The sequence below is a fragment of the Anaeromyxobacter dehalogenans 2CP-C genome (assembly GCF_000013385.1).
Lineage (GTDB): Bacteria > Myxococcota > Myxococcia > Myxococcales > Anaeromyxobacteraceae > Anaeromyxobacter > Anaeromyxobacter dehalogenans_B.
Genome location: NC_007760.1, coordinates 676960 through 692406, shown reverse-complemented (window position 1 = coordinate 692406; position 15447 = coordinate 676960). Strand labels below are relative to the sequence as shown.

13 protein-coding genes and 1 tRNA gene are annotated in these 15447 nt (G+C 75.3%); 8 read left to right on the top strand and 6 right to left on the bottom strand.

Translation table 11 applies throughout. From position 1 onward, the window contains the following. Positions 1–16: 16 nt before the first annotated feature. From hscB to ADEH_RS03045, 4 genes are all read right to left on the bottom strand, one after another. Positions 17–634: a Fe-S protein assembly co-chaperone HscB gene (hscB, locus tag ADEH_RS03060; RefSeq protein ID WP_011419654.1), complete on the bottom strand. Its 618-nt coding sequence runs from the start codon at positions 632–634 to the stop codon at positions 17–19. 90 nt (positions 635–724) lie between these two features. Continuing rightward, positions 725–1057: a HesB/IscA family protein gene (locus ADEH_RS03055; RefSeq protein ID WP_011419653.1), complete on the bottom strand. Its 333-nt coding sequence runs from the start codon at positions 1055–1057 to the stop codon at positions 725–727. 12 nt (positions 1058–1069) lie between these two features. Beyond that, the gene (iscU, locus tag ADEH_RS03050; protein WP_011419652.1) at positions 1070–1531 is read right to left on the bottom strand and encodes a Fe-S cluster assembly scaffold IscU; all 462 of its coding nucleotides are present in this window, start codon (positions 1529–1531) and stop codon (positions 1070–1072) included. A gap of 56 nt (positions 1532–1587) precedes the next feature. After that, on the bottom strand, positions 1588–2802 hold the full coding sequence (locus ADEH_RS03045) for an IscS subfamily cysteine desulfurase (protein WP_011419651.1): 1215 nt from the start codon (positions 2800–2802) through the stop codon (positions 1588–1590). A 158-nt stretch (positions 2803–2960) separates the two neighbouring features. Between ADEH_RS03045 and ADEH_RS03040 the strand changes: the two genes are divergently transcribed. Both ADEH_RS03040 and ADEH_RS23645 read left to right on the top strand, forming a co-directional pair. Further along, on the top strand, positions 2961–4376 hold the full coding sequence (locus ADEH_RS03040; RefSeq protein WP_011419650.1) for a protein-disulfide reductase DsbD family protein: 1416 nt from the start codon (positions 2961–2963) through the stop codon (positions 4374–4376). A gap of 285 nt (positions 4377–4661) precedes the next feature. Continuing rightward, entirely contained in the window at positions 4662–6659 is a 1998-nt protein-coding gene (locus tag ADEH_RS23645) for an Ig-like domain-containing protein (protein WP_011419649.1), read from the top strand. A 225-nt stretch (positions 6660–6884) separates the two neighbouring features. On the opposite strand, the gene ADEH_RS03030 is transcribed toward ADEH_RS23645, so the two are convergent. After that, positions 6885–7772 (bottom strand): hypothetical protein, encoded by an 888-nt coding sequence (locus tag ADEH_RS03030; protein WP_011419648.1) that lies wholly within the window; start codon positions 7770–7772, stop codon positions 6885–6887. Positions 7773–8202: 430 nt separating this feature from the next. Here ADEH_RS03030 and ADEH_RS03025 point away from each other — a divergent pair. The 5 genes from ADEH_RS03025 to ADEH_RS03005 all read left to right on the top strand — a co-directional run bounded on the left by ADEH_RS03025 (position 8203) and on the right by ADEH_RS03005 (position 13184). Further along, positions 8203–8286 (top strand) — tRNA-Leu (locus tag ADEH_RS03025). A 168-nt stretch (positions 8287–8454) separates the two neighbouring features. Next, positions 8455–9492, top strand: coding sequence for an N-acetyl-gamma-glutamyl-phosphate reductase (gene argC / locus ADEH_RS03020; RefSeq protein WP_011419647.1), 1038 nt, complete (start codon positions 8455–8457; stop codon positions 9490–9492). Between the two features lie 2 nt (positions 9493–9494). After that, entirely contained in the window at positions 9495–11591 is a 2097-nt protein-coding gene (argJ, locus tag ADEH_RS03015) for a bifunctional glutamate N-acetyltransferase/amino-acid acetyltransferase ArgJ (RefSeq protein ID WP_011419646.1), read from the top strand. Further along, positions 11588–12079 (top strand): arginine repressor, encoded by a 492-nt coding sequence (locus ADEH_RS03010; RefSeq protein ID WP_011419645.1) that lies wholly within the window; start codon positions 11588–11590, stop codon positions 12077–12079. The genes argJ and ADEH_RS03010 overlap by 4 nt, the downstream gene beginning before the upstream one ends. Positions 12080–12149: 70 nt before the next feature. Continuing rightward, positions 12150–13184 carry a hypothetical protein gene (locus ADEH_RS03005; protein WP_011419644.1) on the top strand — a complete coding sequence of 345 codons (1035 nt, stop codon included), beginning with the start codon at positions 12150–12152 and terminating at the stop codon, positions 13182–13184. Here ADEH_RS03005 and ADEH_RS03000 read toward each other — a convergent pair whose 3' ends face one another. Continuing rightward, positions 13185–14387, bottom strand: a complete 1203-nt coding sequence (locus tag ADEH_RS03000; protein ID WP_011419643.1) for a protoporphyrinogen/coproporphyrinogen oxidase — start codon at positions 14385–14387, stop codon at positions 13185–13187. A gap of 172 nt (positions 14388–14559) precedes the next feature. Here ADEH_RS03000 and ADEH_RS02995 point away from each other — a divergent pair, with 172 nt between their 5' ends. After that, on the top strand, positions 14560–15441 hold the full coding sequence (locus ADEH_RS02995; protein ID WP_011419642.1) for an NAD(P)-dependent oxidoreductase: 882 nt from the start codon (positions 14560–14562) through the stop codon (positions 15439–15441). The last annotated feature ends 6 nt before the right edge of the window (positions 15442–15447 follow it).

Sequence of the window (15447 nt, the reverse complement as noted above, 5' to 3'; positions counted from 1 at the left end):
TTCTACTACGGATCGGCTACGACGCGACCGCCGCGCTGGCCCGCTCCGCGTCCGCGATGATGTGGTCGTAGTACCGGGCGCGGGAGAGCAGGCGGGCGATGTCGATCACCAGCTCCGAGAACCAGTGGTCGTCCTCGAAGCACCGCGCCACCTCGCTCTCGAGGGCCTGCAGGCGGGCGCGGGCGCGGGCCGCGATCTCGCGCAGGCCGCCCGCGTCGCGATCCGCCTGCGCGAGCGCCATGTCCTCGCGCCACTCCAGCTGCTCCTCCAGGAACGCCGGGTCGGCGAAGGTCCTGCCCTCGGCGAACACGTCGGTGCCGGCCAGCTTGAGCAGGTAGGCGGCGCGGAGGCGCCAGTCCTTCAGGTAGCGGTGCGCGTCGTTCAGCCGGGTGGCGCGCTCCAGCGAGAGCCGGCGCTCGCGCGCCTCCGCCTTGGCGAAGCGGTCGGGGTGGAGCGAGCGGGAGAGCGTGCGGAAGTTGCGGTCGAGCTCCGCGGGATCGAGCGCGAACTGGCGCGGCAGGCCGAGCAGCGAGAAGTAGTCCTCGGTGCGCCCGACCGGCTGGATCTTCTGGCAGCTCGGACAGAAGGGGGTCTGCTGCTCCTCCTGCGCCTTGCAGCTCCAGCAGTGCGCCACGCGGCCCTCCGTGGCCCCGATGCGATCGTTCCCGCCCTGCCTGCGCGACGTGGCGCAGGTCGAAGCGGGAACGCGATCCAGCCGGGGCGGCTAGATCGTGAAGGACTCGCCGCAGCCGCAGGCGCTCTTCACGTTCGGGTTCCGGAACACGAACCCGGTCTGCATGAGCGTCTGCTGCCAGTCGATCACGGTGCCGGCGAGGAACACCGCGCTCTTCGGGTCCACGAACACGCGCGCGCCGTCGCGCTCGATGACCTGGTCGAACCGGGCCGGCTCGTTCGCCCAGTCGATGAAGTACGACAGGCCCGAGCAGCCCCCGCCCTTCACGCCCAGCCGGAGCCCGCCCGCGGGCGCGCCCTTCTGCGCGCCGAGCGCCTTGATGTGCACCGCCGCCTTCTCGCTGATCTCGATGGCCGCCGCCATGTTCCCGCGCTCCTAGATCCCGGACTTCAGCACGCCCTTCTCGATGAGCGCGCTGCGATCGCCCTGGACCGTGTTCGGCTTCACCGACGGCTCCCGGCCGTGCTTCTTCTGCCAGTCCGCCACCGCCGCCTTGATGGCATCCTCCGCCAGGACGGAGCAGTGGATCTTGACCGGCGGCAGGTTCAGCTCGTTCGCCACGTCGGTGTTCTTGATGGTGAGGGCCTCCTCCACCGTCCGGCCCTTCACCCACTCGGTCACGAGCGACGACGACGCGATGGCCGAGCCGCAGCCGAACGTCTTGAACTTCGCGTCCTCGATGATCCCGTCGTCGCTGACCTTGATCTGCAGCTTCATCACGTCGCCGCAGGCCGGGGCGCCCACCAGGCCCGTCCCGACGTCCGGGTCGTTCTTGTCGAGCGAGCCGACGTTGCGGGGGTGCTCGTAGTGGTCGATGAGCTTCTCGGAGTACGCCATCGGTCGTTCCTTCCCTCGCTCCCGTCCACGTGAGCCGGCCGTGAGCGGATCCGGTCCTAGTGGGGGTTCGCCCACTCGATCTGGTTCAGGTCGACGCCGTCCTTCACCATCTCGTAGAGCGGCGACATCTCGCGCAGCTTGCGGACCTTCTCGCCGAAGAGGCGGATCGCGTAGTCCACCTCCTCCTCGGTGCTGAAGCGGCCCAGGCCGAAGCGGATCGACGAGTGGGCCAGGTCCTCGGACACGCCCATGGCGCGCAGCACGTAGGACGGCTCTAGCGACGCGCTGGTGCAGGCGGAGCCGGAGGAGACGGCCACGTCCTTCACCGCCATCATGAGCGCCTCGCCCTCGACGTAGGCGAAGCTCACGTTGAGGTTGCCGGGGACGCGGTGCTCCAGGCTCCCGTTCACCGTGAGGAGATCGAGCTCCTGCTCCAGGCCCTTGCGCAGCCGCTCGCGCAGCGCGGTGACCCGGACCGCCTCGGCGTCGCGCTCCAGCCGCGCCAGCTCGGCCGCCTTGCCCATCCCCACGATGCCGGGGACGTTCAGCGTGCCGGAGCGGAAGCCGCGCTCGTGGCCGCCGCCGTCCATCTCGGCGACGAGGCGCACGCGCGGCTTGCGGCGGACGTAGAGCGCGCCCACGCCCTTCGGGCCGTACATCTTGTGCGCGGAGATCGAGGCGAGGTCCACGTTCATGGCCTCGACGTCGAACGGGATCTTCCCGATCGACTGCACCGCGTCGCAGTGGAACACCACGCCCGCCTCGCGGGCGATGCGGCCGATCTCGGCGATGGGGTGGACCACGCCGGTCTCGTTGTTCGCGTGCATCACCGAGACGAGGATGGTGTCGGGGCGGAGCGCCGCCTTCACCTTGGCGGGATCGAGCCGGCCGTCGCGCTCGGGCTCGAGGAAGGTGACCTCGAAGCCCTGCCGCTCGAGGGCGTGCATCGAGTCGAGCACCGCCTTGTGCTCGGTCTTGCAGGTGACGAGGTGCTTCCCCTTGGCCTGGTAGAAGTGCGCCGCGCCCTTGACCGCCAGGTTGTCGGACTCGGTGGCGCCGCTCGTCCAGACGATCTCCTTGGCCGAGGCGCCGATCAGCTTCGCGACCTCCTCGCGGGCTGCCTCCACCGCCTCCTCGGCCTTCCAGCCGAAGGCGTGGCTCTTCGACGCAGCGTTCCCGTACTCGGTGGTGAAGTACGGGAGCATGGCCTCCAGCACGCGCGGATCGACGGGCGTCGTCGCGTGGTAATCCATGTAGATGGGAATCTTCATCGCGCCCGGAACCTCTAAGATGCAGGGGCCTCGGCCGTGACCAACGTGGACGGCCGGGGTCGAGTATAAAGATTCACGTCATCGGGTCAAGCGGCCCCCCTCTACCAAACTATCGGGCGCGACAGGACTTTTTTTCTTAGATCCGCAAGGCCATTCGAATGCGCTTCGCCATCCGCATCCTCCTCGCCGCCCTCACCTTCGCCGCCGTGGCGTGGATTCCAGACCTGATCGGTCTCGGACCCGCTGGGGGGTCGAGCGATCTGCGCCTCGGCGCGCTCCTGGCGGAAGGGTCGATCCTGGCGTTCGCGGTCGCGTTCGCCGGCGGGGTGGCGACCAGCCTCACACCGTGCGTGTACCCCCTCATCCCCATCACCGTCTCGATCTTCGGCGCCCGCAAGGCGGGCTCGCGCGGCGAGGCGATGGCGGTCTCGGCGCTCTACGTGCTCGGCATCGCCGCCATGTACTCCGCCCTCGGGGTGGGGGCGGCGCTCACCGGCAAGGCGTTCGGCAGCGTGATGCAGAACCCGTGGGTGATCGGGTTCGTGGCGATCGTGCTCGCCGCCATGGCCGCCTCGATGTTCGGCGCCTTCGAGCTGCAGCTCCCGCCCTCGCTGCAGGCGCGCCTCAACGGCGTGGGCGGCGCGGGGCGCGCCGGCGCCTTCGCGATGGGGCTCGTCTCCGGGATCATCGCCGCCCCCTGCACCGGGCCGGTGCTCGCCGCCGCGCTCACCTTCGTGGCGGCCAAGGGCTCGGTCGCGTTCGGCTTCGGCATCATGTTCGCGTACGCGCTCGGCATGGGGCTGCTGTTCTTCCTCATCGGCGCGTTCTCCATCTCGCTCCCCAAGAGCGGGGCGTGGATGGAGACGGTGAAGTCGGTGTTCGGCGTGGCGCTGCTCGCGGCCGCGCTGATCTTCCTGAAGGACGCGTTCCCCGCGCTGAAGCCGCTGTTCTCGGCGGCACGCGGCGCGGCGTTCGCGGCGGCCGGCGCCGCGGCGCTCGGCGTGCTGGCGGGCGCGCTCTCCGGGAGCTTCCACGCGCCGGCGCGCCAGCGGCTCGCGAAGGGGCTCGGGGTCGCGCTGCTGGTGGGCGGGATCGCCTACGCGGCCGGCGCGGCCGGCGCCCGCGAGCGGGCGCGCGCGCACGCCGGCTTTGCCTGGATCCACTCCGAGGAGGAGGCGCTCGCGCTCGCGAAGGCCGAGGGCCGGCCGGTCATCATCGACTTCTGGGCCGACTGGTGCACCGCCTGCAAGGAGCTCGACAAGATCGCCTGGGCGAAGCCCGAGGTGCAGGAGGAGGCCGCCCGGTTCGTGGCGGTGAAGCTCGACGGCACCGACGGCTCCGACGCGTTCAACGCGCTCGCCGAGAAGTACGGCGTGGTGGGCATGCCCACCGTCATCTTCATCGACCCGCGCGGCCGCGAGGTGCCGGACCGCGTGATGGGCGCGATCTCCGCCGGCGAGATGGTGCAGAAGCTCCGCGCGGTGGACGGCGCCTGCGAGGGCAAGCCGCCGCCGGCGACGCCCGCGGCGGTGCAGGGCGAGCAGGTCGCGATGGCCTGCGCCGCGCGCTGGTAGCCGCTCCCGGCGGGCCTTCGGCCCGCTCGCTCATCGCGAGCCTAGCGCGGCCCGTGGGGGCCGCGCGGAGTCGAGGGGCGCTCAGGGTCGCCACGCGCCAGGGACGCCGCGGGCGCAGTCGCACTGTCCCGGGGGACGGGGGCGGCTCGATCCGGCGGCGTCCCTCCTCCGGCCGGTGCTAGGAAGCGCGCGCCGCGTGCGACGGAGGGCGAACCTGCCCCCGCCGCGCGCGCGGGGGACATCCCCGGGGCGCCCCTCCACCGGCCCCGGCCTGGGTTCGACACCATGCGTTTCCGCACCGCGCTCGCCGCCGCCGCGATCGCCCTCTCCGCCGCCTGCTCCGGCTCGTCCGGCTCCTCCGGCCCGTCCGGCGGCCCGCCACCCGCCCCGCTCACCGTGGTCGAGGTGGTCCCGGCCGACGGCGCCACCGGCGTCTCCCCGAGCGCGCCGGTGCGCGTCACGTTCTCCGAGGCGGTGGACCCGGCCACGCTGCAGGGCGCGATCGCGGTCGCCGGCGCGACCGGCACGGTGACCGTCTCCGGCGCGGTGGCGACGTTCACCCCGGCGGTCCTCGTCGGCGACACGACCTACGCGGCCCGCGTGGCGGCGGGCGTGCGGAGCCTGGCGGGCGGCGCGCTCGCCGCCGACCACGCGTGGTCGTTCACCACGGGCGCGAACCGCGCGCCGGTGGCGGTCGCCGGGGCCGACCAGGACGTCGCGACCGGCGCGCCGGTGGCGCTCGACGCCTCGGGCAGCGTGGATCCGGACGGCGCCGGCCTCGAGTACGCCTGGACGCAGGTGGCCGGGCCGGACGTGACCGGCGGCGCGGGCGCGCTCCACGGGCCGGCGCCGGCGTTCACAGCGCCGGCCGAGGTCTCCACGCTGGTGTTCGACCTCACGGTCCGCGACGGCCAGTCGGAGAGCGCGCCGGATCGCACCGTGGTCACCGTGCTGCGCAACCCCGCCGCCGCGCTGTTCGTCGCGCCGGGGGGCGACGACACCGCCGCCGGCACCCGCGCCGCCCCGCTCGCCACGCTCCGCGTCGCCATCGAGCGGCTGGGCGGGCCGGGCGGCGCGGTGCCGGGCGCCGGCGTCTACGCGGCGGCCGGGACCTACTTCGGCCCGGTCGTGCTCGCGAGCGGCGTCTCGCTGTACGGCGGCTTCGACCCCGCCACCTGGCTGCGCGACGCCGCGGCGCCGAGCGTCATCGGGAACTCGCTCCGGGGCGTCGTCGTCACCGGCGCGACCGGCGTGGTGGTGGACGGCTTCACCCTCGCCGCCGGCGACGCCATCTCCCCGGGCTTCAGCTCGTTCGGCGCGTTCCTGGTGGACTCCGAGGTGACGTTCTCGCGCTGCGCCATCGCGGCCGGGAACGGCCAGGCCGGCGCGGCGGGCGGCGCCGGCGTGGAGGGCGCGCCGGGGAACGCCGGCGGCGCCGGCGGCGGCGGCTCGTGCGACGGCGCCACGGTGGGCGCGGGCGGCGCGGCCGGGCTGGGCGCGTGGTCCGGCGGACCCGGGGGAGCGGGCGGCGCGGAGGGCGCGAACGCGGGCAGGAACGGCTCGTCCGGCGGCGGCGCGAACGGCGGCGCCTCGGGCGGAGGCGGCGCGTACGGCAAGCCCGGCCAGCGCGGCCAGGACGGCGCCACGGGCGGCGACGGGTTCCAGGGCCTGAACGGCGCGCCCGGCGGCGGGTTCGGCGCGCTCCTGCCGCTGCCCGACGCGTACCGCACGAGCGACGGGTTCGGCGGCGGCACCGGCGGCGACGGCTTCGGCGGCGGAGGCGGTGGGGGCGGCGGCGGGCAGGGGCCCTGCGGGTTCCTGGAGTGCGACGAGGGCTCCGGCAACGGCGGCGGCGGCGGCGGCTCGGGCGGGCGGCTCGGCACCGGCGGCGGAGGGGGCCGCGGGGGCGGCGCCTCCCTCGGCGTCGTGGTGGTCCGCGGCGCGGTGGTGCTGCGCGACACCTCGGTGCGCGCCGGGAACGGCGGGGCCGGCGGCGCCGGGGGTGCGGGCGGCCTCGGGGGCCCGGGCGGCCGCGGCGGGGCGGGCGGCGCCACCTGCACCGGCGAGGTCGGCGGCGGCGGCAACGGCGGCGCCGGGGGGCGCGGCGGCGACGGCGGCTGGGGCGGCGGCGGGGGCGGCGGCCCGAGCGTCGCGCTGCTGAACGAGGGGGGCGCGGTGACGGTGGAGGGCGCGAGCACGCTCACGCCCGGCGCCGGCGGCGCGGGCGGCGCCGCAGCCCGGCCCGGCGCGCAGGGCGTCAGCCACGCGCGCTGGGATCGGTGATCGGAGGGGGCGCCGAGGGCGCACTCACGTCACCAGCAGGGAGGGGCCCCGACGGCTCCGCCGGCGGGGCGAGTGCGCAGCCCTCGTTCGCGCCGCGCAGCGGCGCCCGCGGGGACCTCGCGCGAGCCCGCGCAAGCGGGCGCGCGAGGTCACGGGCCCCGCGCAGCAGGAGTGGGGCCCCGACGAGCTTCGCTCGGCGGGGCGAGGGCGCAGCCCTCGCTGCGATCAGAACGCCCTGAACCCGCCCACGATCAGGAACGTCAGCTCGCCCCGCGTCTCCTTCAGCGGGGCGTCGCCCGCGCCGGCGCGCACGCCCACGCCGGCGCGGGCACCCAGCGTGAAGTCGCCGTAGAACGGCGCCTCGTACGCGAAGGTGACGCGCGGCAGGAACAGCAGGCCGGCGTCGTGCCGCACGGTGAACACGAGCGGCAGCTCGCCCAGCGCCGAGGCGACGCCGCCCCCGGCGCGGCGCGAGAGCGCGAGGCCGGGCGCGACCTCGAGCCCGCGATCGGTGTGGTTCTTCGAGTCGATCCAGGTGCCGCCGAAGTTCGCGTACCAGGCCACCGCCAGGCGGGCGGCGACGTCGAGCCCGCTCGAGCGCCCCAGGCCGCGGCGGTACCAGCCGCCGAGGCGGAGCTCGGTCTTGGCCCAGTCCAGCGACGCGAGGGCGCCCAGGTCGTCGATCCGGGTGAGCCCCTGCCCGTACATGGCGCCGAGCGAGGGCCAGCCCGCCTCGACCTCGACGGCGGAGCCGCCGCCGAGCGGCTCGGCGGAGAGCAGCGAGCGCAGCGGGGCGCGCCCGACCGCCGACGGGGCCGGCGCGGCGGGCGCGGGCGCGGCCTCGTAGCGCGCGGGTGGCGGACGCGCGGGCGCGGCGGCCGGCGCCGGCCGGGCCTCCGGCGGCGGGGCGTCGGTCGGCGTGCCGGCCGGCGCGTCCTGGGACGGCGGCGGCGGCGGAGGGAGCATCGCGCCGGGCGGCGGCGCCGGGCTGCGCTTCCCCTTCTCCGGCAAGGGCGGGTTCCCGCCGAACGGCGCGTCGCCGGGGTTCGCCTGCGCGAGCAGGGTGCCCGGGGCGGCGAGGACGAGGTGGAGCGCGGCGACGGTGGCGAGCATGGCGGTTCCTCCGGAGCCGCGGATTCTAGACGGCCGCTCCGAGTTCGGAAACGCTCCGCGAGCGAAGCGATTCCGCGCGCGTCGCGGCCGCAGCCCGTCCGCGCGGCGCCGCCCCGTTCCGACCTCCCGCGCACGCGGGCGCGCGAGGTCACGGGACCCGCGGGGCAGGGTGGGGCCCCGCGGAGCTCCGCTCCGTGGGGCGGGGCGGCTCGCGCGCAGCCGCGTCCGCGCGGAACCGCCCCGTTCCCACCACCTCCCACGCCCCCCGCGCCCGCGGGGACCTCGCGCGAGCCCGCGCACGCGGGCGCGCGAGGTCACGGGACCCGCGGGGCAGGGTGGGGCCCCGCGGAGCTCCGCTCCGTGGGGCGGGGCCGCAGGCCCCGTACTAGTTGACACCCCGGCCACCCCCGGCTAGAGAGGAGGCCCCTTCGCCCAGGTGGCGGAACTGGTAGACGCACCAGATTCAGGGTCTGGCGGCCTCAAAACCGTGGAGGTTCGAATCCTCTCCTGGGCACTGACCGGCGGGCGAAAGCCCGCCGGTCTTTTTTTCGCCTCGGCGCGCCGATCCGGCGCCCTCCCCGGCCGGCCCGCGCCACGATCCGCCGGCGCGCCCGGCGCGGCGGGGAGCCCCCGGCCCGGCGCGTATTGACATCCCCGGCCGTCTGCATATTTATGCAGCCCCATGCATAGCCATTCGGCCGCGGTGATCGGCGCGTCCGGTTACTCCGGCCTCGAGCTCACCCGCCTGCTGGCGCGCCACCCGCACGCGCGCCTCACGTCCATCTACTCCGACCGCTGGAGCGGCGAGCGCGCCGGCGCGCGCCTCCCGCTCCCCGGCCCCGCCGCCTCGCTCGCGTACCTGCCGCTCGCCGAGGGCGAGGCCGCCGACGCCGACGTGGTGTTCCTGGCCACGCCGGCCGAGGTGTCCGCGGAGCTCGTGCCGCGGCTGCTCGCGCGCGGCGCGAAGCTGGTGGTGGACCTGTCCGGCGCGTTCCGGCTCACCGACCCCGCCGCCTATCCGGCCTGGTACGGCTTCACCCACCCCGCCCCCGAGCTGCTCGCCGAGGCGCGCTACGGCTGCCCGGAGCTGGGCCGCGAGGCGCTCGCCGGCGCGCGGCTGGTCACGAACCCGGGCTGCTACGCCACCACCATCGCGCTGGCGCTCGCGCCGCTGGTGCGCAGCGGCGTGGCCTCGCCGGACGGCATCGCGGTGACCGGCCTGTCCGGCGTGTCCGGCGCCGGCCGCAAGTCGAGCGAGGACTACAGCTTCGTCGAGGTCTCGGACGACCTGCGCGCCTACCGGCTCGGCCGCCACCAGCACGTCCCGGAGATCGAGCAGACCGTGGCGCGCCACGCCGGCGCCTGCGGGCCCATCTCCTTCTCCCCGGTGCTCGTGCCCATCCGCCGCGGCATCCTCGCCACCGCCGTCCTGCGCCCCGCCCCCGGCGCGACGCAGGCCGACGTGGCCGCCGCGCTGGAGCGCGCCTACGGCGACGAGCCGTTCGTCTCGGTGCGCGCGCCGGACCGGGTGATGGTGAAGGACGTGGTGCACACCAACCGCTGCCACGTCGGCGCGGCGCTGGACCCGCGCGCCGGCGCCCTGGTGGCGGTCTCCGCCATCGACAACCTGGTGAAGGGCGCCGCCGGGCAGGCGGTGCAGTCCATGAACGTCGCGCTGGGCTGGCCCGAGGCGGCCGGCCTCGACCTGCTGGGAGGCTAGCGGTGAGGATCCCGAAGGGCTTCCGGTTCGGCGGCGTGGCGTGCGGGCTGAAGCCGCAGCGCCGCGATCTCGCGCTCGTCGTCTCCGACCACCCGGCCGCCGCGGCCGGCCTGTTCACCATCAACAAGGCCGCCGCCGCGCCGGTGCTCGACGCGCGCACCCGCGTGCCCGCCGAGGGCATCCGCGCCATCGTGGTGAACTCCGGCAACGCGAACGCGCTCACCGGCCCGGCCGGCCTCGACGACGTCACCGTGATCCGCAGCGCGGTCGCCGACGCGCTCGGGATCCAGAAGCGCGCGGTGCTCACCGCGTCCACCGGGGTCATCGGCGCGCGCCTGCCGGCCATGAAGGTGGTCACCGCGATGCCGGCGCTCGTCGATCAGCTCGGCGACCACCCGGACCTCGCCGCCGAGGCGATCATGACCACCGACACGCGGCCGAAGATGGCCGCGCGCGAGGTGACGCTGGGCGGGAAGACCGCCATCGTGACCGCGATCTGCAAGGGCTCGGGCATGCTCGCGCCGCAGCTCGCGACCACCATCTGCCTGCTGGTCACCGACGCGGCGGTGACCCCGCGCGCGCTGCAGGACGCGCTCGCCCGCGCGGTGCACCGCACCCTGGAGATGGTGACGGTGGACGGCGAGATGTCCACCAACGACACGGTCTACGCGCTCGCGAACGGCCTGGCCGGCAACCCGCGCATCTCCGACCCGGGGCCGGACCTGGACCGGCTGGAGACGGCGCTCTCCGACCTGCTGGAGGAGATGGCCCGCGCCATGGCCGCCGACGGCGAGGGCGCCACCAAGCTCGTCGAGGTGGTGGTGTCCGGCGCCCCGTCCGACGAGGCGGCGCGCGACTGCGCCCGCGCCGTCGCCTCGTCGCCGCTCGTGAAGGCGGCCCTGTTCGGCGCCGATCCGAACTGGGGCCGCGTGCTCGCCACGGTGGGCGCGCGCGCCGGCGCCATGAGCTACCCCATCGACCCGTACCGGGCGCGGGTGGTGCTGCAGGGCGTGACGGTGTTCGAGGGCGGCGCGCCGGTGGAGCTCGACCGCGAGATGCTCCGCACGCGCATGCGCGACAGCCGCATCGACGTGCTCGTCGAGCTCGCCGACGGCGCGGCGCGCGCGGTCGCCTGGGGCTGCGACCTCTCCTACGACTACGTGAAGATCAACGCCGACTACACCTCGCTCATCGTGCAGCGGCCCGACGGCGGCGTCGGCAAGGACGACCGCGTCTCCAACTACAGCCCGGCGTTCAAGCGGACGCTGCTGGCCGAGGCCCTGAAGTACATCGCCGCGTTCTCCGGGCAGGTGGCGGTCATCAAGTACGGCGGCGCCGCCATGGTGAAGGACAGCCTGAAGGCGGCGTTCGCCGAGGACGTGACGCTGCTGAAGAAGGTCGGGCTGAAGCCGGTGGTGGTGCACGGCGGCGCGCCGGAGATCACCCGCACGCTCGAGAAGCTCGGGGAGCGGAGCGAGTTCGTGGACGGCATGCGCATCACCGACGCGCAGAGCCTGCCCGTCGTGGAGATGGTGCTCACCGGCAAGGTGAACCAGGAGCTGGTGGCGCTGCTCAACGCGCGCAGCGCCGGGGCGGTGGGCCTCTCCGGCAAGGACGGGCAGCTGCTGCGCGCCCGCAAGGCGGTGCACGAGTCCGGCCGCGACCTCGGCTACGTGGGCGAGGTGGTGGAGGTGAACACGAAGTTCCTCCGCATGTTCCTGGACGGCGGCTACGTCCCGGTGATCTCGCCCATCGGCCTCACCGAGGAGGGCACCGGCCTGTCCATCAACGCCGACGACGTGGCCGCGGCCATCGCGGTGGCGCTCGGCGCGCCGAAGCTCATCTACCTGACCGACGTCCCCGGGGTGCTGGAGTCGGCGCCGGACGGGCAGCTCGTCCGCCAGCTCACGCTCGCCGACCTCGACCGCCGCATCCAGGCGGGCGCCATCACCGGCGGCATGAAGTGGAAGGCCTGGGCCATCCAGACCGCGCTGCGCGGCGGGGTGGGCCGGGTCCACGTCCTCGACGGCCGGCAGCCGCACACCGTCATCGCCGAGCTCTTCACCGACCGCGGGGTGGGCTCGCTCGTCACCGCATGACCTCCGCCGACCGCCGCCGCGACGCCGTCGCCCGCATCATCCGCGCCCGCCGCATCGGGACGCAGGAGGAGCTGCTCGCCGCGCTGGAGCGGGCCGGCTTCCGCGCCACCCAGGCGACCCTCTCGCGCGACCTGGCCCGGCTGGGCGCGCGGCGCGTCTCCGGGCCGGAGGGCGCGGTGTACGAGCTGGGCGCCGACGGCGCCGACGGCGCCGACGGCGGCCTGGCCGCGCTGCGCGGGCTGGTGAGCAGCATCGCGGCGAACGCCTCGATGGTCGTCATCCGCACCCACCCCGGCAGCGCGCCCGCCATCGCGCGCGCCATCGACCTCGCCCAGCCGCCGGAGGTGCTCGGCACCATCGCCGGCGACGACACCATCTTCGTCGCGCCCGCCGGCGAGCTGCGCCCGCGGCGGCTCGCGGCGCGGCTCGCCGAGCTGCTCGGCACCCCCTCCGCGCTGGCCGGCGAGGGCGGCGACCGGACCCACTGACCCACGCCTCGCACGCGCGGCCCCAACTCCCGCTTTCGCGCCGCGCGCACCCGTCGTAGCTTGTGCCGGCATGCGCCGCCCCCCCCTCGTCCTCGCAGCCGCGCTGCTCGCCGGGAGCACCGGCTGCGTCGCCCACATGCCCCGCTCCGACGAGCCCACCATGCTGCTCGAGCGCAGCTACGTGGGCGCGTCCACCGCGAGCGGCCAGTCCTTCGAGGCGGCGCCCGCCTTCCACGTCCTGCTGCACAACGGGCTCGACGACCCGGAGGTCTTCGACCACGGCGGCTGGGCGAGCGCGCTCTCCGCCTCGTTCCTGGCCACGCTGCGGGTGTCGCGCGGCGACTCGGCGCCGGTGCGCACGCCGACCTACGAGCCGCGCGCGAAGCTGCAGCTCTTCCGGCTCGATCCGGCCGGCGCGCGCCCGGCGCCCTCGGCCCCCCGGCCCTGGATGCGGATGGCGGTGCTGGAGCTGGGCGGCGGCCACCGCTCCAACGGGCAGCGCGGGTGCTCGCTCGACGAGCACGTGCGCCGCCCCGGCGACGGAGACTGGGAGTGCGCCGCCGCCACCGACCCGCCCTCCACCGCGCTCAACCTCGACGACGGGAGCTTCACCACGAACTACGTCGCCGGCGGCGCCTACCTGCGCCTGCTACGCACCGGCGATCAGCCCGGCGCGTTCACCTCCGCGGTCACGGTCGGCGGCGGCCTCGAGTACGAGGTCGCCTGCGCCCTGGGCGCGTGCATGCCGCAGGGCATGCGCCGCCGCTTCGGGCCGGTGAACGCCCGGTACCTGGCCGAGTGGGAGGCGCTGGTGCTGCGCGGGCGCACGCGGCGGCTGCCGCTCTTCGGCACCGTCCACCTGGACAGCAGCGTGCGGGCCACGCTCTCCGGCAACGTGCACCTGGGCGCCGCGCGCGGCCCGTTCGGCGACCTGTCGGCGGAGGTCGCCATCCTGCCCCGCAACCCGAAGGGCATGGTGATGGGCCTCTTCGTGCGGCGCCACCTCGGGTACGACTACCTCAACATTCGCTTCGAGGAGCGGCTCGACGCGTGGCTGTTCGGCCTGGTGCTCGACCCGACGCCGCTGGACGGCGCGCGGCGCTGATCAGCCCACCCGCTTCCACTCGTCGTTGGAGCGGAGCACGCAGTCCTCGATGGCGAGGCCGGCGAAGTAGTTGCCGGTGACGGCGAGCTTCCCGCCGGCGAGGCAGCGGTCCAGCTCCGCCACGATGCCCGCGTGCCCGAGCGCGGGCGACGGCAGCGTGGTCCGCCGCTCCACCGGCGTCCCGAGGCGCTCCACCGGCACGCGCAGCACCTCGCTCATCCGCTTCAGCCGCTGCTCGCGCGAGACGCCGTCGCGGAAGTGGAACGCGAACGCGCGCATCCTCGGATCCGGGAACGGGTCGCGCGTCACGCACGAGAAGAACAGGTCGTCCACCGGCACGAGGAACGCGCACTCCGGCATCCAGCACTCGGCCCGCGGCAGCACCACGCCCATGCTGTCCACCCGGACCGTGCCCACCCGGCGGATCCCGGTGGCGAGCTCGTGGAAGTCGTCCTCGAGCATGGCCGCCGCCGCGTCGGGCGGGGCCGCCACCGCCACCAGCGGCGCCTCCAGCGTCCGCCCGTCGGCGGTGGTCACCGCGAACCCGCCGGCGGTGCGCGCCACGCGGCGGACCTCGACGCCGGTCTCGACGGTCACGCCCTTCGAGCGCGCCGCGGCGTCGGCCACGAGCTGCAGGCCACCGTCGAAGCCGAAGCTGCGGACGAACTCCTCCCGGCGCGGACGCTTCTTGAACAGCGAGCCCGCGCCCTCCAGCGGGAACCCGTCGGCCTTCTGCGAGGGCACCGCGGCGAAGAACGGGGAGATGACGCGGTCGTAGTTCCCGCGGCCGAGCAGCCGCGAGTAGTACGAGTAGACGGTCTCGCCCTCCTTCTTGCGGAACATCCCGGCCGGGAAGTGCACCGCGGCCTCGAGCCAGTTGAGCTGGAGCAGCACCTTGGGTGGGGTGAGCCAGCGATAGGTGCCGTCGCGGAGCAGCCCGAAGCTGCCGCGCGCGGGGCCGCGCTGGACGATCTTGCCGGCGACGCCGCCGCCCACCGCGATGTCGAGGAACGCGCCGTAGCTGTTGTAGACGGTGTGCGCGCCCATCTCGAACCAGAAGCCGTCGGGGCGCCGCTCCGAGTGGAGGCATCCTCCGACGCGCCGGTCGCGCTCCAGCACCAGCACCTGCCTGCCCGCCTGCCCCGCCTTCCAGGCGAACGCGAGCCCGCTGATGCCCGCGCCGACCACGATGACGTCTGCCATGTCGATGGACCTTCCGGTGCGTGACGTCCCCGCCGAGAGGACGAGGAAGCCTCGCAGAGAATGCCGCGACGCGCCAGAGGGCTTTTCGCCCGCCGCGCGCACGTCCGGGGGGCCGTCCGCGCGGCGCTCCGCCGCGCTGGCCGGGGCGGTTTGATTGGTCTAGAAACGTCGCATGCGTTTGCGGATCGGCTTCATCGGCCTCGGGACGATGGGCGAGCCCATCGCCAACAACCTCCGCCGGGCTGGCCACGATCTCACGGTCTGGAACCGCACGCCGGCCCGGGCGGAGCACATCGTGTCCAGGGGCGGGAAGCGCGCCGCCACGCCGCGCGAGTGCGCGAGCGGCAGGGACGCGGTCTTCACCTGCGTCTCCGACGAGCGCGCGCTCGACGCGGTCCTCGACGGCCCCGACGGCGCGCTCGCCGGCCTGCGCGAGGGGGACGTGCTGGTGGACCTCACCACCGCCGGCGTCGCCTGCGCCCGCGCAGTCGCCGCCCGCGTGGCGGAGCGCGGCGCGCGCTTCGTCGCCTGCCCGATCCTCGGCTCCAGGACCGCGGCGGAGCAGGCGCAGGTGGTGCTGGTGGCGGGCGGCCCGGCGGCGGCGCGCGAGCGGCTGCGCCCGGCGCTGCACGCGATCTCGGCCCGGCTGTTCGAGCTCGACGACCCGGCGCAGGCCGCGCTGATGAAGCTGTGCGTGAACGCGATCGGCGGCGCGATGATGACCGCGTTCGGCGAGGCGCTGGCGCTCGCCTCCGCCGGCGGCGTCGAGCCGTCGCGCCTGGTCGAGGTGCTCCAGGCGTCCGCCTTCCACTCGCCGCTCTACCTCGTGAAGGGCGAGCTGGTGCAGAAGCAGGACTGGGCGCCGCGCTTCCGCATCGCGCTCGCCGAGAAGGACCAGCGCCTCGCGCAGGAGGCGGCGGCCGAGCTCGGCGCCCGCGTCCCCGTCAGCGAGGCCGTGCGCACGCTGATGGCGGCCGCGACCGAGGGCGGCCGCGGCGATCAGGACGTCGCGGCGCTCGCCGCGCTCTACCTGGACTGGATGCGGAAGCGGTAGCGCGGC